The sequence below is a fragment of the Specibacter sp. NPDC057265 genome (assembly GCF_042668835.1).
GTDB lineage: Bacteria > Actinomycetota > Actinomycetes > Actinomycetales > Micrococcaceae > Specibacter.
Genome location: NZ_JBHUYE010000002.1, coordinates 104,717 through 121,762, shown reverse-complemented (window position 1 = coordinate 121,762; position 17,046 = coordinate 104,717). Strand labels below are relative to the sequence as shown.

The 17,046-nt window shown below is 63.5% G+C and carries 19 protein-coding genes and 2 tRNA genes; 20 read left to right on the top strand and 1 reads right to left on the bottom strand.

What is annotated here, in order from left to right; translation table 11 throughout:
- Positions 1 to 7 precede the first annotated feature (7 nt).
- From ACFUCV_RS02525 to ACFUCV_RS02460, 14 genes are all read left to right on the top strand, one after another.
- Entirely contained in the window at positions 8 to 1,288 is a 1,281-nt protein-coding gene (locus tag ACFUCV_RS02525; RefSeq protein WP_380811692.1) for a glutamate-5-semialdehyde dehydrogenase, read from the top strand.
- Between the two features lie 246 nt (positions 1,289 to 1,534).
- Positions 1,535 to 2,293, top strand: a complete 759-nt coding sequence (locus tag ACFUCV_RS02520; RefSeq protein WP_380811690.1) for a DUF6318 family protein — start codon at positions 1,535 to 1,537, stop codon at positions 2,291 to 2,293.
- Positions 2,294 to 2,349: 56 nt separating this feature from the next.
- Positions 2,350 to 3,210 (top strand): hypothetical protein, encoded by an 861-nt coding sequence (locus ACFUCV_RS02515; protein WP_380811688.1) that lies wholly within the window; start codon positions 2,350 to 2,352, stop codon positions 3,208 to 3,210.
- Between the two features lie 149 nt (positions 3,211 to 3,359).
- Positions 3,360 to 3,605 carry a hypothetical protein gene (locus tag ACFUCV_RS02510; protein WP_380811686.1) on the top strand — a complete coding sequence of 82 codons (246 nt, stop codon included), beginning with the start codon at positions 3,360 to 3,362 and terminating at the stop codon, positions 3,603 to 3,605.
- Positions 3,606 to 3,630: 25 nt separating this feature from the next.
- Positions 3,631 to 4,272 carry a nicotinate-nucleotide adenylyltransferase gene (nadD, locus tag ACFUCV_RS02505; RefSeq protein ID WP_380811684.1) on the top strand — a complete coding sequence of 214 codons (642 nt, stop codon included), beginning with the start codon at positions 3,631 to 3,633 and terminating at the stop codon, positions 4,270 to 4,272.
- Between the two features lie 7 nt (positions 4,273 to 4,279).
- Positions 4,280 to 6,028, top strand: a complete 1,749-nt coding sequence (locus ACFUCV_RS02500; RefSeq protein ID WP_380811682.1) for a hypothetical protein — start codon at positions 4,280 to 4,282, stop codon at positions 6,026 to 6,028.
- 36 nt (positions 6,029 to 6,064) lie between these two features.
- Positions 6,065 to 6,496, top strand: coding sequence for a ribosome silencing factor (gene rsfS / locus ACFUCV_RS02495; protein WP_380811680.1), 432 nt, complete (start codon positions 6,065 to 6,067; stop codon positions 6,494 to 6,496).
- 39 nt (positions 6,497 to 6,535) lie between these two features.
- A complete protein-coding gene (locus tag ACFUCV_RS02490; RefSeq protein WP_380811678.1) occupies positions 6,536 to 7,282 on the top strand; it encodes a histidine phosphatase family protein in 747 nt (248 codons plus the stop codon).
- Between the two features lie 103 nt (positions 7,283 to 7,385).
- A tRNA-Ala gene (locus ACFUCV_RS02485) sits at positions 7,386 to 7,461 on the top strand.
- A 61-nt stretch (positions 7,462 to 7,522) separates the two neighbouring features.
- Positions 7,523 to 7,598: transfer RNA gene (locus ACFUCV_RS02480), tRNA-Ala, on the top strand.
- Between the two features lie 130 nt (positions 7,599 to 7,728).
- Positions 7,729 to 8,460: a FadR/GntR family transcriptional regulator gene (locus tag ACFUCV_RS02475; protein ID WP_380811676.1), complete on the top strand. Its 732-nt coding sequence runs from the start codon at positions 7,729 to 7,731 to the stop codon at positions 8,458 to 8,460.
- Positions 8,457 to 8,891, top strand: coding sequence for a YchJ family protein (locus ACFUCV_RS02470; RefSeq protein ID WP_380811674.1), 435 nt, complete (start codon positions 8,457 to 8,459; stop codon positions 8,889 to 8,891). The genes ACFUCV_RS02475 and ACFUCV_RS02470 overlap by 4 nt, the downstream gene beginning before the upstream one ends.
- A 36-nt stretch (positions 8,892 to 8,927) precedes the next feature.
- On the top strand, positions 8,928 to 10,094 hold the full coding sequence (locus ACFUCV_RS02465) for a class I SAM-dependent methyltransferase (protein WP_380811672.1): 1,167 nt from the start codon (positions 8,928 to 8,930) through the stop codon (positions 10,092 to 10,094).
- A 203-nt stretch (positions 10,095 to 10,297) separates the two neighbouring features.
- Entirely contained in the window at positions 10,298 to 11,503 is a 1,206-nt protein-coding gene (locus ACFUCV_RS02460; RefSeq protein ID WP_380811907.1) for an ROK family transcriptional regulator, read from the top strand.
- A 30-nt stretch (positions 11,504 to 11,533) separates the two neighbouring features.
- On the opposite strand, the gene ACFUCV_RS02455 is transcribed toward ACFUCV_RS02460, so the two are convergent.
- Positions 11,534 to 11,731, bottom strand: coding sequence for a hypothetical protein (locus tag ACFUCV_RS02455; protein WP_380811670.1), 198 nt, complete (start codon positions 11,729 to 11,731; stop codon positions 11,534 to 11,536).
- 139 nt (positions 11,732 to 11,870) lie between these two features.
- Between ACFUCV_RS02455 and ACFUCV_RS02450 the strand changes: the two genes are divergently transcribed.
- From ACFUCV_RS02450 to ACFUCV_RS02425, 6 genes are read left to right on the top strand one after another with little or no spacing between them, the layout of a single operon-like run.
- Positions 11,871 to 12,878 carry an AAA family ATPase gene (locus tag ACFUCV_RS02450; RefSeq protein ID WP_380811905.1) on the top strand — a complete coding sequence of 336 codons (1,008 nt, stop codon included), beginning with the start codon at positions 11,871 to 11,873 and terminating at the stop codon, positions 12,876 to 12,878.
- Between the two features lie 5 nt (positions 12,879 to 12,883).
- Positions 12,884 to 13,765: a DUF58 domain-containing protein gene (locus ACFUCV_RS02445; protein WP_380811668.1), complete on the top strand. Its 882-nt coding sequence runs from the start codon at positions 12,884 to 12,886 to the stop codon at positions 13,763 to 13,765.
- Positions 13,766 to 13,784: 19 nt separating this feature from the next.
- Complete coding sequence (locus ACFUCV_RS02440; RefSeq protein WP_380811666.1) at positions 13,785 to 14,225, top strand: hypothetical protein; 441 nt, start codon at positions 13,785 to 13,787, stop codon at positions 14,223 to 14,225.
- The gene (locus tag ACFUCV_RS02435) at positions 14,216 to 15,199 is read left to right on the top strand and encodes a VWA domain-containing protein (protein WP_380811664.1); all 984 of its coding nucleotides are present in this window, start codon (positions 14,216 to 14,218) and stop codon (positions 15,197 to 15,199) included. Before ACFUCV_RS02440 ends, ACFUCV_RS02435 begins: the two co-directional genes overlap by 10 nt.
- Complete coding sequence (locus ACFUCV_RS02430) at positions 15,196 to 16,191, top strand: VWA domain-containing protein (protein ID WP_380811662.1); 996 nt, start codon at positions 15,196 to 15,198, stop codon at positions 16,189 to 16,191. Before ACFUCV_RS02435 ends, ACFUCV_RS02430 begins: the two co-directional genes overlap by 4 nt.
- A complete protein-coding gene (locus ACFUCV_RS02425; protein WP_380811660.1) occupies positions 16,188 to 16,913 on the top strand; it encodes a hypothetical protein in 726 nt (241 codons plus the stop codon). Before ACFUCV_RS02430 ends, ACFUCV_RS02425 begins: the two co-directional genes overlap by 4 nt.
- The last annotated feature ends 133 nt before the right edge of the window (positions 16,914 to 17,046 follow it).

The window sequence follows — 17,046 nt, the reverse complement described above, 5'->3', positions numbered from 1 at the left end:
TTGGGGCATGACCGAGCAGATTGTTGAAGTAAATGTCGCTGCCGAAGTGCGGGCCATAACCGACAGGGCACGCCGGGCGGCACGCCGCATGTCCGGAGCCAACCGGGCCTGGAAGGACAAGGGCCTGCTGGCCATTGCCCAGGCGCTGCTGGAAAACCAGGACACGGTTTTGGCCGCCAATGCCAAGGACCTGGCCGTGGGCCGGGAAAACGGCACCTCCGCTTCCATGCTCGACAGGCTCACGCTCACCGGGCAGCGCGTTCAGGGTTTGGCGGACGCCCTGGCCAACCTTGCCACGCTGCCGGATCCCGTGGGCAATGTGGTGCGCGGCCAGACCCTTCCCAATGGCCTGCGGATGCGTCAGATCAACGTTCCCATGGGTGTTGTGGCTGCCATTTACGAGGCCAGGCCCAACGTCACCGTGGACATTGCGGGGTTGGCGTTGAAGAGTGGAAATGCTGTCATTCTGCGCGGTGGCACGGCAGCAGCGCATACCAACAAGGCACTGCTGGTGCTGCTCCGTGATGCCTTGGAGCAGGTGGGCCTGCCTGCGGATGCGGTGCAGTCCGTTGACGAGTTTGGCCGCGAAGGTGCGAACCTCATTATGCAGGCCAGGGGAGCGGTGGATGTCCTCATTCCCCGCGGTGGGCGCGACCTTATCCAAACGGTGGTCAATAACTCCCGGGTGCCGGTCATTGAAACCGGGGAAGGCAATGTCCACATCTTCATTGACGCCAGCGCCAAGGCGGAGATGAGCGTTGATATTTTATTGAACGCCAAGACCCAGCGCCCCAGTGTCTGCAATACGGTGGAGACCCTCTTGATCCACCAGGATGCCACCGTGCTGCCGCAAGTGCTCACGTCGTTGTCCAAAGCCGGCGTCAGGCTTCACGTGGACGAGCGTGTGCGAGCTGCCCTGCCCGCTGCGGTGCCGTCCTCGGCGGCGACGGACGAGGATTGGGCCACGGAATACATGGATCTGGACTTGGCCGTGAAAATGGTGGATTCCATGGATGAAGCCATCCAGCACATCCGCACCTGGAGCACCGGCCATACAGAGGCCATCCTGACCAACGACCTCGCCAATGCCGAGAAGTTCATAGCCCAAATTGATTCTGCTGCCGTGATTGTCAACGCCAGCACACGCTTCACCGACGGCGGGGAACTGGGCTTGGGTGCCGAGGTGGGGATATCCACCCAAAAGCTGCACGCCCGCGGGCCCATGGGGTTGACGGAGTTGACCACCACCAAATGGATTGTCCAGGGCGAAGGGCAGATCCGCGGCTGATTGCCGCCTGCATCAACTGGATCGAAGCTGAGGGCATGATGCGGCTCCGGGCAGGATCGGAACATTCGTTCTGGATCCGGCTCGGAGCTTTTTCATTGCAACGGATGCCGGCGGCGGAGGGCACAGTGCAGGCTGTGGATAACATGCTGGCGTGTTTTGGCAGGCAGCTGTAGTTTGGTACCACGCCAGCCGCAACGGTTTCAATGAGGAAACTGCTGCTTGTCCCACGGAAGTTGGAGGCAGGCCATGAAGCACAGCAATATGGAAGCTGCACTGCGGCACGGCAGCACTCATTGTGCCTCCCTCCCTGAAAAGGGGAACCCTGCTGCCTTTCTTCCCCGGAAACACCGAAGGGCAGCGCAGCCACTTTTAGCCGCTGCCATGGCCGGGTTGCTGGCCTTGACGGGATGCACAGCTGGTGACGACCCACCGGAAACAACTGCAAGTCCCGCATCTGCGTCCACTTCCCCCGCGCCAGGGGCGACAACAGCGGCAACTGCCAAAACCACAGCGGCACCCATTTACAAGCCCGCCACAGATCTGGGTCCAGCTCAAAACGTGCCCGTGCCGGTATTGCCGGAGAAGGCCAAGGAATTCAGCGAGGAAGGCCTTATTGCCTTCACCGAGTACTGGTACCAGACCCTGGGCTACGCTTTTGAAACGGGTGACCCGGCACCCATGATGGCCATCAGTGACGCTGCATGCAAGACCTGTGGCGCCATGGAAGAAGCCGTGATGGGCGGTCACGAGGGCGGAAAATGGATAAAGGGCGGGAAGATGGTCATCGATCCGCCCCGCAGCGCGTTTGTGAAGATGGACGATGGCACCTACCAAGCCCTGACAATGGCGCGTCAAGAGCAAGTGTTGTTCTTCAATGCCGACAAAACAATAAGACGAGACTTCGGTGTCACAATCGCCGAGCGCGACATCTTGGTTGCCACGTATGCGGATTCTAAATGGACTGCTTTGACCGTCGAACATGTTGCCGGGAGCAAGAGCTCATGAGGCAATCCGGAGGGATCTCATCACGGTACGGAACTGTCTTCGTGTTGGCTGCATTGATGATCAGCAGTTCGGGGGTAGCCGTGGCGGATGATAATACTGACGCGGTTTGGTCGGGATCCGGCATCGACACCGAGGAGTGGACATCACTTCCGGGATCTGATGATGAAATGATTCATCTGCCTCCGGCTGGGAACAATGATGGCTATGTTTATGAAGCCAGGTTGGCTTGTACGGACGGAGACGCGGTGATTTTTCCTGCTTGTGCTGCAGTCATGCCGCCGTGCTCTACGGGAGCCGGGCGTGATGACGACCGTCCCGGGACAGCAATTTATTGGTACAGGGCTGCGGCAGGGGAAAATCCCCTTGCATGGCACTATCTGTCCGGCCCAGAGTGTGTCTATGGAGAGGAACCTCGCGACGTTCTGGGCGAGATTGCCGCTCAAATTGCGCAGGAATTCCAACGATCTCCAGTGGTTCCTGCAAAGTTCGGCAGCCAGCCAGGAGCACACACTTTGCGTGGGAATGAGACCAACGTCTGGGCGGAAGCTGCCACCCAGAATTTCAACCTGACCATGATCGGCCAACAAGTCATCATCACGGCAACCCCCGTGGCCTATACCTGGGACTATGGCGATGGCAGCATCTGGGGACCTACGCCCTTCCATGGGGCACCGCTGCATGAGGATCGGATTGGCGAGCAGACCCAGACAAGCCATGTTTACACCACCACGGGCAGGCTTGCCATCGGCTTGATGACACACTTCGACGGCACGTACACCGTCAATGGTGGACCGGAGCTTCCCATCCCGGGCCAAGGCAATATTCCCTCCACCCCACTGCCACTGACCGTATGGCGCGCGGAAACCCATCTCTATGCAGACAACTGTTTACAAAATCCGCAGGGAGTAGGTTGCTGAACCCGCAAGGTCAAAACTGGAATACCCGGCTCACCACAGCCTTGATGTGCCAGCGAGTGTCGATACCGCGTACCATTAGAGGGAATCCAAGCAAAAGCCGCGGCATGCAAAAATCCACCCGCCCGGCTACGTACCCAAGGGGAGAAACAATGCTGACCCAGCTTTCCGGCGTCGTCTTAGCTGCTGCTGAAGAACACGAACTCGCACCGCTGATCGCGCCGCCGTTCGTCATTGGCGGCATTATGCTTGCGGCCCTGCTGTTGCTGATGGTTGTGACAGTCTCCTTCATGAACCTGGGGAACCGTCATTCGGCTGTACCGCAGGCCGACGACCCCCACCGTCAGCACACCAACAAGCACGCCCATGGCGACGATTCGGCCACGTCAAATCACTAAAGAAGCACCCCAAGCCCTCCATGCAGTGGCTTTGGGGCACCGTCTCCGCGTTGGAGTCATGGGTGGAACGTTTGATCCGATCCACCATGGTCACCTTGTCGCCGCCAGTGAGGTTGCGAATACTTTCAAACTTGATGAAGTCATCTTTGTGCCCACCGGGCAGCCTTGGCAAAAGGCTGACAAGGAAGTTAGCCCTGCAGAGCATCGCTACCTCATGACGGTCATTGCGACAGCTGCCAACCCGCAGTTCACAGTCAGCCGGGTAGACATTGACAGGCCCGGGCCCACCTTCACCATTGATACGCTGCGTGATTTGCGCCGCCTGCGCCCTGAAGCCGACTTGTTCTTCATCACCGGTGCGGACGCCATGGCTCAAATCATGTCGTGGAAGGATAGTGACGAACTGTGGAAGCTGGCACATTTTGTTGGTGTCACCCGGCCTGGTCACGTGCTCGATGGGCGGGGCCGCAAAGATGTAAGTTTAATGGAAGTACCCGCCATGGCGATCTCCTCCACGGACTGCCGTCAGCGTGTGGCGGAGCACAACCCTGTTTGGTATTTGGTGCCTGACGGGGTGGTGCAGTACATCGCCAAGCATGGCTTGTACCTTCAGCCCGGCGCTGATGTCCAGAAGGCTGACATGCCGACGACTTCGAGAACTGAATGAGTAACTGATGAGCAAGGAAACGGAGCCGATTCGCAGCCGCAGGCAATTGCGGGAGCAGTTGGCAAAATCTGCAGGTGCGGCGGAAAAACCGTCAGCGCCGGTCAGTCCTGCGTCCACCAAAGCTGCCTCCGGTGCCGATCCGAAGACCGCGTCCGAGGCCAAGCCAGAACCTGACAGCACTACGGAAAACCGCCCGGCTGCAAAGCCGGATGCCGCACCAGCCGCCAAGCCCGCGACTGCTGCAAAGCCTGCTGACGCTGCCGCCAAGCTTGCGACTGATGCAAAGGTGGATGCCGCACCGGCCGCCAAGCCCGAGCCTGCGGCCAAGCCCGAGCCGGCGGCAAAGCCGGCACCAGCGGCCAAACCCGAGCCAAGTGGAACGCCGGAAGCGGCGCCCAAGGAGCGTCAGTCCCAGACCAGGGCACGGGACAGGGCCGCGCTGCGGGCCTACAAAGAGTTGCTTGACCAACCAAATTCTGCCCCGCTGCCGTCTCGGCGCGCCTTGCGGCAGGCCCAGCTGGATGCCGACCGGGCCCCTGTCACTGCCGTGAACCCCGTGGTGTCGCCGCCCTTGAAGCCTGCCGGCGCGCCGCCGGTGCGGCAGCCGGCTGCCGCAGAAAAAACCACGGCAGCCAAGCAAGATGCGCCAAGTCAAAGCAAAGGCCAAGGTTCACCGGCCGAGGGCCAGACCAAGGCCGCTGGAGCCGCGCCGTCGTCCGGGGCGGTTTCGGGCGTGCGCACGCGGGGCGGGCGTCGGGCTGCGGCTCCTGAAGCTCCTGCTGCTGAGGCGACTTCCAGCGTGGATCCGCTGACCCAGGCCCCCTTGTCAGCTGATCAGGCGGATGCTGCGCAAGCGCAGGCGCTGGCCGCCATCAAGGAGGCCGCAGCGGCGGCTGCGGCCCGTGTCAATGGCGCATCGGAGGACAAGCTTCCTGCGGCCACGGAGGCCGGTTATCCTCCCCTTCCGGGTCTGGTTCCCGGTGGTGACTACTATCCAGTCTCGGCTGGACCGCCCCCCGCTGTGTCAACCCCTTCGGCTGAGGAACTGCAGCTTCTGACCGCGGAACGGGCGGAAAAGGAGCGCGCAGCCGTTCTTGCGGAGCGGGCCCAGGCACGTGACCGTCTGGCTCAGGAAAGCGCCAAGAACAGGCGGGCCGCAGATCCTACGGCCACCAACAATCTGGCCATGGTCACACCGCTGGAATTTATCGAGGTTGAGGGCTCCGAGAGCCCCGTGCTGCGGCAACCCGGCACCACACATGTGCCCATTGTCACCCGGGCCACGCCCCGTCAGACGCCAGGCAGGCGCATACCGCCGCGGCCGGAACCCAAACCGCAGTCCCGTGCGGCAGGGCCTGCCGAGGCGCCGCCTGCCTCGGATGCCAAGGTCCGGAACCAAGGTGCGGCCACCGCCGGCGCCGAGCGGTTTGACGCGGCCCTGGCACCCCGCACCGTCCGTCGGCCCGGTACGGGAGAGCGGCCCTTGACGGGCGGGCACAGCAACACCCTCAAACGTGCGGAGGCCATGGCCGCAGACGGGCAACAGACAGTGCCGTCCGTCGCCGCGCCGGATGCCGTGACCCGATCTCAAATGCCGCCCATGCCGGCCGATTATGCGCACGGTTTGGAGCCGCTTGACGCCGTCACTGCTGGCCTGGGCCGCACCCAGCGCAATTTGTTGTGGCTGTGGGGCAGCGTCATTGTGGGTGGGGCAGCGGTCATTGCGTGCCTTATTATGATTTTCACGTACCTCTAAGCACGCCACAATTTTCATCAATCAAAGGAACCATCAGTGACCGCAACAGAAAAGTCCATAGAACTCGCCCGGGCAGCAGCCCGCGCTGCTTCGGACAAGCTGGCCCAGAATGTAACAGCCATTGATGTCAGCGATCGGCTTGCCATCACGGACATCTTCTTCATTGCCTCCGCAGCTTCCGAGCGTCAGGTCAACGCAATTGTGGACGGCATAGAGGACGAGCTGCACAAGTTCGATCTGCGTCCCGTGCGCCGGGAAGGGCGCTCGGGCGGCCGTTGGGTCCTGTTGGATTATGCCGACATTGTGTTCCACGTCCAGCACGAGGAAGACCGCGTGTTCTATGCCATCGAGCGGCTTTACGGGGATTGCCCCGTGATTGACCTGCAGCTTCCCGAATCCGACCCTTCAGCGTCCTCAGCTTCCGGGTCCTCAGATGCGCAGGCGGCGGACCAGCCGGACGAGAACTAGACCATCAATACTTCCAGAAACGGAACAACGGCTCCCTCGGTGGTTACTGCATCCGGTCATTCAGTTCTGCAACCCGCGGGCCCGCGCCGGCGGGTTGTTTTTTGGCGCCATGGACGCACGGCATGGAACGCGGCGCGTCGCTTTCAAGGCCAAAGCGACATTCCCCTCGACGACGTGGGGGAGTCCCAGGCACGCCGGGCAGCGGCCTTGCTCGCCGGAAAGCTGGTCTCCATCGAGGATCAGGGCCCGGAGGTGCACATCATGTCCTCCGACCTGGGCCGGGCGCTGTCAACCGCCGAGGCGCTGGCCCAATTCACCGGGGGCCAGGTGAAGGTGGACCAGCGTTTAAGGGAAACCTTTGGCGGGGAGTGGGAAGGTCTTACCTTCGCCGAAATTGAGGCACGCTACCCGGATGACATTTCCAGCTGGCAACGTGACGAACCCGGCATCCGTGCCGGCGGAGGTGAAACCCGGGTGGAAGTGGCGCAACGAATGGTCGCCGCAATCCTGGACGGAGTGCAACAACTTCCCGACGGCGGCACCCTCGTGGTTGCCACACATGGCGGCGCCACCCGCGTTGCCCTGGCAAAGCTGCTCGGTCTGCCCGAGCACCTGTGGCGCACCCTCTCGGGCCTCTCCAATTGCCACTGGTCAGTGGTGGAGACGTCCGTCCTGGCCGCCGAGGGGGCCGCAGCGGCGCAATGGCGCCTGCTTGAACACAACGTGGGCACCCTGCCGGAACCCTACGAGGCGCCCGAGGACCTGGCCGAACCCGTGGAGGACTAAAACGGGATCGCAGCACGATTTGGTGCTTCGCCAAATCGTGCTCTACGATGGACGAGTTGCTTCGGCCAAGACCAACAGGTCAGGCTGAAGGTGACGAAGGTTTGGGGCTGTGGCGCAGCTGGTAGCGCACCTGCATGGCATGCAGGGGGTCAGGGGTTCGAGTCCCCTCAGCTCCACCAAACTGACCGGTGGCTGGCAACAGCAGACGGTGAGATTTGAACTGAATATGCACAACGTTTTGGGGCTGTGGCGCAGCTGGTAGCGCACCTGCATGGCATGCAGGGGGTCAGGGGTTCGAGTCCCCTCAGCTCCACCAAAACAATCAGGTCCAGCCACTCCACGTGGCTGGACCTTTTTTCATGGTCCCGTCCGGCCGGCACGGACCGCGCAGGTATCCGGATCGTCGGCCCGGGGCACGGGCCGGTAAAAGGTGCGACAATATTGCAGTGCCCACCCCAGAACCTGACTTCGCCATAACCCCCCGCAGCTATGAGGCCGTGCTGCGCAGCATTGAAAATGACCTGCGTGAGGGCAAAATCAAGGTGGGGGACCAGTTGCCTGGGGAGCGTGCCCTCGCTGAACAGCATGGCCTGTCCAGGGCCTCGGTCCGTGATGCCATCCGTGTGCTCGGTGCCATGGGAGTGGTACGCACCGCAGTTGGTTCAGGCCCACAATCCGGGGCGGTCATTGTCAGCAATCCCAGTGCGGGGTTGGCCTCAACCCTGCGCCTGCACATGGCCACCAACCATTTTCCCGTTGCCGACATTGTGCAGACCCGCATCATGATGGAAACCTGGGCCGCCCGTGAAGCGGCAGGCAAACCCCGTGCGGCGGCGCAGGAGGAAAGCCTGCGCCAATTGCTCGCTGCCATGGCGGAGCCGCAGTTGGACCGCGAGCAGTTCCACGTCCTCGACGCCGCCTTCCATGTCATGCTCAGTTCGCTGGCAGGCAACGCCGTCATCACCTCCATGATGGAGTCGCTGCGTTCGGCGATCCAAGGCTATGTAGGCGCGGCGATTGGCAGCGACTCCCTCTGGGAGCGGATTGTCCCCACCCTGCGTGAACAACATGGCCGCATTCTGGCCGCTGTCTTGGCCGACGACGGCGATGCGGCGGCTGCCGCCCTGATCGAACACATCCAGTGGTTCCATGCCAGCCAAACAAAGAGTGGGTCATGACCGGGAAATCCTCACCCGCAGAGTTCCCGGCGCTGCGCTGCCCCTGCCACAGCGGAGAACAATTCGGCAATTGTTGTGGCCGGTATTTTGCGCCGCCCGCGGGCAGGGGCTTGGCGGCACCCACCGCGGAGGCACTCATGCGTTCACGCTTCAGCGCCTTCGCCCTGGGCAATGCCCAGCACCTGCTGCGCACCTGGCACCCTGACACGTGTCCGGAGGACTTGGATTTGGACCCGGAGCAGCAGTGGTATCGCTTGGATATTCTCAGCACCCATAAGGGTGGTCCCTTTGACGGGGAAGCCGTGGTGACCTTCCGGGCCCATTACCGCCAGGCGTCAAACCGCAGGGAGCGCGGCTCATTCGTGGAGACAAGCAGCTTCACCCGCGTCCGTGGCCAGTGGCTGTATGTGGCTGCGTTGGAAATCTCCTGATCCGTGGTGGGAAACACCGCACGGTAGAGTGTCGTGGTGAAGGAAAATAGCCCGCAGCCCGCGCAGGGGCAGCCCCACTTTGATTTTGGTTTGCTGCGGCGCTTCCCCGACGTCGAAGCCGGGAACTTGTTTGCCCATGATGCCACCGACGAGTTGATCCTCACCGAAGCCCATGCGGCGTTGGCTGCCGTCCGGGGCGCTGAAGCCGTCGTGGTGGGGGACCGTTACGGGGCGTTGACCCTCGGTGCCGCCGCCGTTCACGGCCTCTCCGGGCTGCGCGTCCATCAAGACGGGTTGTCAGGGGAACTGGCGCTGGAGAACAACGCAGCACGCCTGCACCTGGGCGGATGCTATTCCCCGCTGCCCCTGGGCCCGGAACTCTTTGCCGGCGCCAAGGTCATTGTGTGGCAATTGCCGCGCGGCCTGGAGGAAATCGAAGAGCTGGCAGGACTCATGAAGGCCCACGCGGCCCCTGAGGTGCAGATTTTTGCAGCCGGCCGGGTCAAGCACATGACGTTGGGGATGAACGCGGTGCTGGGCAAGTACTTTACCCAGGTGGAAGCCGGGCGGGCGTGGCGCAAATCCCGCCCGTTGCGCGTGGGCGGGCCCCGTCCGGAGGCCCCCGCGCCGGACTTTCCCAAACGGGAATACCACCCGGAGTTGAAGCTGTGGCTTTGTGCACATGGCGCCACCTTTGGCGGCACCAAGATCGACGTGGGGACCCGCTTCCTGCTGGACTTCCTGCCGGAGATGCGTCCCGGTGCCGGCACGGCCATTGATCTGGGCTGCGGCAACGGCACCATTGCCGCAGCCTTGGCCGCGGCCCGGCCCGGATTGCGCGTGCTGGCCAGCGACCAGTCGGCGGCCGCGGTTGCGTCCACACTGGCCACTGTGGAAGCCAATGGCCTAACCGCTCAAGTTACGGCCGTCCGCGATGACGCGCTGGCATCCTTTGCCGGCAACTCGGCCCAGCTGATTGTGCTCAATCCGCCCTTCCACGTGGGTGCCACGGTTCATGCCGGCATCGCCCACAAGTTGTTCGCCGCGGCCGCGCGGGTGTTGGCTCCGGGGGGTGAACTATGGTGCGTCTACAACCGCCATTTGGACTATCGGGGCGCGCTGCAAGCTGCTGTGGGGCAGACCCGCGCAGTAGGCAAGAACAGCAAATTCACAGTGACCGTCAGCACCAAGGCCGCTGCCTGAGCAGGGATGGCCGCACATCAGCCACGTACGGCCGGCTGGGCTGGCCTGACAGCTGCGCACAACGCGGAACCCGGGGCCGCTGTACTGGGCGGTAGTGTTAAGCATGGCTACGGCCTTCATCGTGAATGTGTCAAGGAGAAATGCTCTTGGATGAGCCCCAGATTGCTTTGCCGCAGCGTCGGCGTGGTACAAACCTGCCCAAAATGGGGGATTTCAATCAAGCTGTCATTCTTGATTCCATCAGACGCTCGCCGGAAGGGCTAAGCAGGGTCGAGCTTGCGGCGTCGGCCGGGCTGGCAGCCCAGACCGTGTCCAATATCTGCCGCCGGTTGTTGGACGCCGGACTGATCATTGAAGCCGGCAAGGAAACCTCCGGCCCCGGCAAGCCGCGCACCATTTTGCGCCTCAATCCGGGCGGAATGTACGCGGTCGGGGTGCACATCGATCCATCCTTGACGCACTATGTGTTGGTGGATGCGGTGGGCACGGTGTTGGATTCAGTGGCGGAGGCAACTGATCTGGCCAGCCCGCCGGAAGCCGCAGTCAAAGCCATGGGGGCACGGATCCGGCGCATTGTTGCCCGGGCCGGCATCGACGGCGAAAGAATCGTGGGCGCGGGGGTCGCCACCCCCGGGCCGGTGGATGTGCAAAGCGGCACCGTGGTGGACCCGCCGCACATGACGGGGTGGAACCACGTTCCGCTGAGCGAGTGGCTGCAGGCGGCAACGGGCCTGCCAGTGGTCATGGACAAGGACGTCACAGCCTCCGCGGTGGCCGAGTTGTGGGCCGGGCCTGCCAACGGGGGCGGTAATTTCATCTATGTCTATGTGGGCACCGGCATTGGTGCCGGCTTGGTGATCAATGATGAAGTGGTCCGGGGTTCCTCCGGAAATGTGGGCGAAATTGGCCATATCGTCACCGATCCGGACGGCCCGGAGTGCGATTGCGGCCGTCGGGGCTGCCTGAAGGTCACCTGCATGCCGGAGGTTTTGGTCGCCCAGGCGCAGGGGGCGGGGATCCTGCCTGCCGGTACGGGCGGCTCGGTATGTCAATTGGTGGACCAGCTGGCGGCCCTGGCACAGTTGGCTGCCGACGGCAACGAGGTGGCGGCAACCATTATGACCCGCTCGGCGCACCGCCTGGCCACCGCCGTGTCAGTGCTGACCAATTTGCTCGATGTGGACCGGGTGGTGTTTGGCGGACCCCTTTGGCCGTCCCTGGCACCCACCCACATGGCCCACATTCCGTTGCTGCTCCAACAGATGTCGGTGACCAGCAGCGTCCACTCGGTGGAGGTGAGCAGCACGGCTGTGAGCATTGGCGAGGAGGCCTTTGGCGCCGCCTGCCTGGTGATGGAAAAAACGTTCAGCCCCAACGCAGCCCACCTGTTGCTGGACGCCAAAGGGTAGGGCGCAGTTGCCGGCAGCCGGCACCGGGGTCTAAAGCAGCTCTTCGCGGATTTCCCCAAAGGGGATGGTCGGGTCCGCATGGGCCTGGACCTCGTCCAGGGTGATGACCACACGCACGCCATGGCTCATCTCCGCCGCCGACTGCTGAAGCACGGGCCGCAAAGTGGCAACAAGGTCAGCATTCTTGCCGGACAGATACGCTTCATAGGATGCTGGCAACTGGTTCATGGCCCCATCGTAGCCACAAGGACCAGGGCGTGCGCAAGGCCCATGGGAAGATCTCCCCATGGCGCACACACTGCCGGCGTCCGGACTGGCTGGTACCTTGGACAACAGTTCCCCCAGTTCTCTCGAAAGGTTCCGCCCCGTGCTTTCCACCGCCACCGGCTCCCCGATTTCACCTGATGAGCTGGCCGGGGCACAGCATGTGGCTGCCGGGATTGCCCGCAGTTTCGAAAACAAGGTGGTGGGTCAGGCACGGCTGCGTGAAACCCTGCTGATTTCGCTGTTGACCGGAGGGCACGTGCTGTTGGAATCCGTGCCTGGCCTGGCCAAAACCACCGCCGCCCAAACCTTGGCTGACTCCATCAACGCCCGTTTCCACCGCATTCAATGCACCCCCGATCTTTTGCCCAGCGACATTGTGGGCACGCAGATCTATGACGCGGCCAAGGGCAGCTTTGTGACCCAGTTGGGCCCGGTGCACGCCAACATTGTGTTGCTCGATGAAATCAACCGCTCCAGCGCCAAGACACAGTCGGCAATGTTGGAGGCCATGCAGGAGCGCCAGACCACCATTGGCGGGGAAGTGCACCCGCTGCCTTCGCCCTTTATGGTCATGGCAACGCAAAACCCGATCGAGCAGGAAGGCACCTACCAGCTGCCGGAAGCCCAAATGGACCGGTTCATGCTCAAGGACGTCCTGGATTACCCCAGCCCCGTGGAGGAGGCGGAAGTGATCCGACGCCTCGACGCCGGCGTGTTTCGGCCCGAATCCACCCCGCCGCCCGTTGCGGAGCTGGACCAGGTGCGGGCACTGCAGGCCACGGCAAAAAAGGTGTACCTGGATCCGTCGTTGATCAATTACATTGTGGGCCTGGTGTATGTGACCCGGCACGCCGGGGCGTACATCGACCCGGCCCTGGCCCGGGTGGTGGAATTCGGGGCCAGCCCGCGTGCCAGCATTGCCTTCACCCAGGCTGCCCGCGCCCTGGCCCTGCTGCAGGGCCGGGACCACGTGATCCCGGAGGACATCAAGGCCTTGGCGGAACGGGTGTTGCGCCACCGCATCATTTTAGGTTTTGAGGCGGTCGCGGAAAACATCAAGGTGGAGACGGTCATTGCCGCGGTGCTCGATTCCGTCCAGACGCCCTAGCCGCCATGGGCAGCTTGTTGACGGCGGTCAAGACCAAAATGTACATCTTCGCCCATCGGCGTGCCCGGGGCATGCTGGATGGCGAATACGCCTCCATTTTCCGTGGCCGCAGCCTGGATTTTGATGATTTGCGCGCCTACGTGCCAGGGGACGAGGTGCGTGACATTGACTGGAAGGCCACCGCCCGCACCGGCACGCCGCTGATCAAGCGTTATGTGGCCACCCGCCGCCAGCAGCTTTTGTTCGTCACGGACACCGGGCGGAACATGGCTGCCGTGGCCCGCGGCGGTGAAGCCAAGAAGGACCTGGCAGTCATGGCGATGGGTGTGCTGGGATCCCTGGCCCTGGCGCATGGTGATTCGGTGGCGCTGGTCCATGGGGCCGGGGCAGACTCCGTGGCGTTTCCGGCCAAGGGAACCGAAAGCCATCTGGAGCAGTTGCTGCGCTGTGTGGACGCCGCGTCCCTCACACATGGACCCAGCGATCTGTGCGCCAGGCTCGAATATGCCGCCTCCCATTACCGCCGGCGCATGCTCCTGGTCATTATTGCCGATGACGTCCCTGCCTCCGAACGCCTGGCCACGGTGCTGCGCCGGCTTGCTGCCCAGCATGAGGTCCTGTGGGTGCAGCTTGCCGACGCGGCCCTGGCCGGTGCCGAGGCCGTGCAGGGCCATGCGGTGGGTGCCGCCGGGCTGGAGCAGGTGCATGTGCTGTTGGCGCAGGATCCGCGCCTGGCGCGCAGCTATGCGGACGCCGTGGCCCGGCGCAGCCAGGAGCTGGCGCAGTTGCTGAGCCGCCGCGGCATTGCCACCGCCACCATTGCCCACAGCGATGAAGCGGTGGGGCAGGTCTTTGCCCTGTTGGAGAGGCATCGCCGTGCCCGATGAAGGAACGTTCTACGGCCCCGTGGGTTACTCAATATGGTGGCCGCTGCTCGGCGCCGCCCTGCTGTTGCTGTGCCTGGGCGCGGTGGCGTGGATCTGGATCAGCACCCGGCCCCCGCGTGAAACAGCCGTGCCCGGTTTTGTGGCCCCCCGCAACCCGGAATCGGTGCGGGCCCGCTATTTGCAGTTGATCGGCGGCATTGAAAGCAGGCACGACGCCGGGGAGCTGGGCGGGCGTGACTGCCACCTGGAGCTGAGCCTGGCAGTGCGGACCTTCGTGTACGAGATGACCGGCCTGCAGACCCAGCGGATGACCCTGGCCCAGTTGCGCACCCATGGTTTGCCCCTGGTGGGGGATGCCGTGGAGCTGTTGTATCCGGGTGAGTTTTCCGCCTACGGCGGGCAGCTCACCGCGTCCCAAGCCGTGCACCTGGCCCGGGGCGTGGTGCAGTCATGGCGTTGAGCCATTGGTGGCTGCTGCCGCTGGCCGTGCTGGCGATGGCCGGGACGCTGCTTTTTCTGTGGCGCCACCGAACCCCCGGTGTCCCGTTTACACCCGTGGCCCATGCGGACCGGCTGACGGCGCTGGCCGGCTACCGGGCAGCGGTGGCCCGCAGGCGCAGATGGCTGGCCGTGGCGCTGGCTGGCGCGGGTGTGCTGGGGCTCTCCCTGGCCGTTGCGGCGGCGCGGCCGGTCACGGAAACCCTCAGCGCCCCGGAAAGCGTCAATCGGGACATCATGCTGTGCCTGGACGTTTCCGGGTCCATGCTGGAAACGGATGAAGCTATTGTCGGTGTCTTTTCCGAGCTGGTGGGCAGCTTCCGGGGCGAGCGGATCGGGCTGGTCATTTTTGATTCCAGCGCCGTGACGGTGTTTCCCCTCACTGACGACTACGACTTTGTGGCCGAGCAGCTCACGGTGGCCAAAAAATCACTTGGCGGCGCCGGGGGCGGTTACGAATTTTTTGCCGGTACCTACGAATCGGCAGGTTCCTCCCTCATTGGTGACGGCCTGGCCAGCTGCGCCAATGGATTCCCGGCAGTGGACCAGACCCAGCGCTCGCGGTCCATTGTTTTTGCCACCGACAACATGCTGGCCGGCAGGTCCCTGTTCTCCCTGGCCGAATCGGCGGCGTTGGCACAACGGTCAGGCATCCGGGTGTACTCGCTGAACCCGAACGACTTTGGCTCATCAACCCTTTTTGGTGACGCGGCGGAAGGCTTGAAGCAGGCCAGTTCCACCACCGGCGGGCAGTATTACTCCCTTCAGTCACAGACGGCGGTGAAGTCAATTGTGGATGCCGTCCAGGCCACGGAGGCTTCCAGGCTGCAGGGGGCGCCCCGGAGGACAGTGCAGGACCAGCCCGCCTGGCCGCTGGGGGCGGCCTTGGTTTCCTTGCTGGTGCTGGGAACCGCCGGATGGAGGCTGCATCGATGAACTTTCTGCCCCTGGTGACCCCGTGGCTTTTTTGGCCCGTGGCGCTGCTCATGATCGCCGCTGCCGCGTCGCTGCTGCACAAGTCGCCCAGCGCTGCCCGCTGGCGGTACGCCGCCCTGGTGGTTTTGGTGGTCTTCTCCGCCGCCCGTCCCGGCATCCCGGGAGCGTCGGTGCCCGTTGCCGCCACGGATCTCAATGTCTTTTTTGTTGTGGACACCACCCCCAGCGTGGCGGCCGAAGACCACAACGGCAGCGGGCGGCGCATCGACGGCATCAAGGCCGACATTTCGGCCATTGCCGAAGAACTGGCCGGGGCCCGTTTTTCACTCCTGAGCTTTGACAGCAATGCTGTGGTGGAGCTTCCCCTGACCACCGACACCACTGCGTTGCGCACCCTCAGCGAAGTGCTGTCCCCACGGATCACGTACAACTCCCAGGGCAGCAGCATCAGCGTCGCTGATTCCCTGCTCGCCGAGCGTTTGGCGGCGGTGGAAAGCAGCCATCCCGAACGGCCCCGCCTGGTGTTTTACTTCGGTGACGGCGAGCAGACGGCAGCGCAGGCCCCCGCCCCCTTTACAAAATCAACGGCGTTGGTGGACGGGGGAGCGGTGCTCGGTTACGGCACCGCGGCCGGCGGAAAAATGCGTGAACAGGGTTTTGGTTCCGCCACCGGCGGTGAATGGATTGTGGACAAAAGCGCAGCCGGCGCCCCGGCCGTATCCAAAATTGATGAACAGGCGCTGAGAAAGGTGGCCTCGGAGCTGGACGTGCCTTATGTGCACCGCGCCGGCAACACGGACATTGCCCCGGCCATGGTCAAATCCGCGCCCAGCACCAGTTCCCAAAGCGAGAGCCAAAATACTGCGCCCGGGCGCTGGGAACTGTATTGGCTGCTGGCCGTGGCCGCCTTTGGCGTGGCGCTGTGGGAACTTGCTTCCCTGTTCCTGCTGTGGCGGGGGCCTCTACAGCACCGGGCAGGAGACCAGCCTTGACGGCCCATGACACTGCAGCAAGGATGCGCCGGCGTCAACGGCTGCTGGGCGCTGCCGCGCCGGCGGTGCTGGCCACGGTGGTTCTTGCCGTGAAGCTGCTGAGCCTTCCGTTTGCTGCCGGGCAGGCCACTGAAGCCTTTGATGCCGGCAATGGTGATCGAACCCTGGCTGCCGGGAAGGTCCTGGAGACCCTGAACGTGGTGGAACGGTACAAGGCCCATTTTGCGCTGGGGGACGGCCACGTGCTGCAGGGCAACTTTGAGCTGGCCCGGGACGAATTTGCCACTGCCCTGGAACTGGTGCCGCACGGGCAATCGTGCAAGGTGCGCGTGAACCTGGTGCTCAGTCTGGAAAAACTTGGCACTGAAAAAATGCAGGCCGGGGATCAGGCCGCAGCCACGGAGCTGTTTGCCCAGGGCAGCACGCTGGTGGCGCAGGCACCGCGTGACTGTTTTGCCGCCGACAACCCCAATAACGTCCAGGGCGAGGGCGAGGCGCTGAAACAGGCGGCCCAACGGCTGGCGCAGAAGCAACAGGGTGGCCAGGAACAGCAAAGCCCCGGGGAGGGCGCCGAAGAGGAGGAACAAGCACCTCCAGCGGCGGATAAGTTGGAACAACTGGAAAAGTCCGGGCAGCAGGCCCAGCACGAGCGCAGCCAGGGCCAGAAGCTTAAAGAGGCCCTTGAGGCCCAGGAACCGGATCAGTACGCCAAGCCCTGGTAGTTCCACCCGGCACTGGCGGACCGCGGCCACGGTGTGGATCGTTCGATATTCACTGTTTCCCGGGGCCGCCGTCGAACGGATTGCGCAAATGGGCCGTAAAGTTGCGTCGTAATTCGGTCCGGGGTTTGCTGCC

Excerpts from the sequence above, each read along its gene's own strand:
- ACFUCV_RS02455 (WP_380811670.1), bottom strand. The coding sequence starts at position 11,731 with ATGAACCAGTTGCCAGCATCCTATGAAGCGTATCTGTCCGGCAAGAAT.
- ACFUCV_RS02500 (WP_380811682.1), top strand. The coding sequence starts at position 4,280 with ATGAGCAAGGAAACGGAGCCGATTCGCAGCCGCAGGCAATTGCGGGAG.
- ACFUCV_RS02470 (WP_380811674.1), top strand. The coding sequence starts at position 8,457 with ATGACCGGGAAATCCTCACCCGCAGAGTTCCCGGCGCTGCGCTGCCCC.
- ACFUCV_RS02520 (WP_380811690.1), top strand. The coding sequence starts at position 1,535 with ATGAAGCACAGCAATATGGAAGCTGCACTGCGGCACGGCAGCACTCAT.
- ACFUCV_RS02515 (WP_380811688.1), top strand. The coding sequence starts at position 2,350 with ATGATCAGCAGTTCGGGGGTAGCCGTGGCGGATGATAATACTGACGCG.
- ACFUCV_RS02525 (WP_380811692.1), top strand. The coding sequence starts at position 8 with ATGACCGAGCAGATTGTTGAAGTAAATGTCGCTGCCGAAGTGCGGGCC.
- ACFUCV_RS02510 (WP_380811686.1), top strand. The coding sequence starts at position 3,360 with ATGCTGACCCAGCTTTCCGGCGTCGTCTTAGCTGCTGCTGAAGAACAC.
- ACFUCV_RS02445 (WP_380811668.1), top strand. The coding sequence starts at position 12,884 with ATGGGCAGCTTGTTGACGGCGGTCAAGACCAAAATGTACATCTTCGCC.
- ACFUCV_RS02430 (WP_380811662.1), top strand. The coding sequence starts at position 15,196 with ATGAACTTTCTGCCCCTGGTGACCCCGTGGCTTTTTTGGCCCGTGGCG.
- ACFUCV_RS02435 (WP_380811664.1), top strand. The coding sequence starts at position 14,216 with ATGGCGTTGAGCCATTGGTGGCTGCTGCCGCTGGCCGTGCTGGCGATG.
- ACFUCV_RS02460 (WP_380811907.1), top strand. The coding sequence starts at position 10,298 with ATGGGGGATTTCAATCAAGCTGTCATTCTTGATTCCATCAGACGCTCG.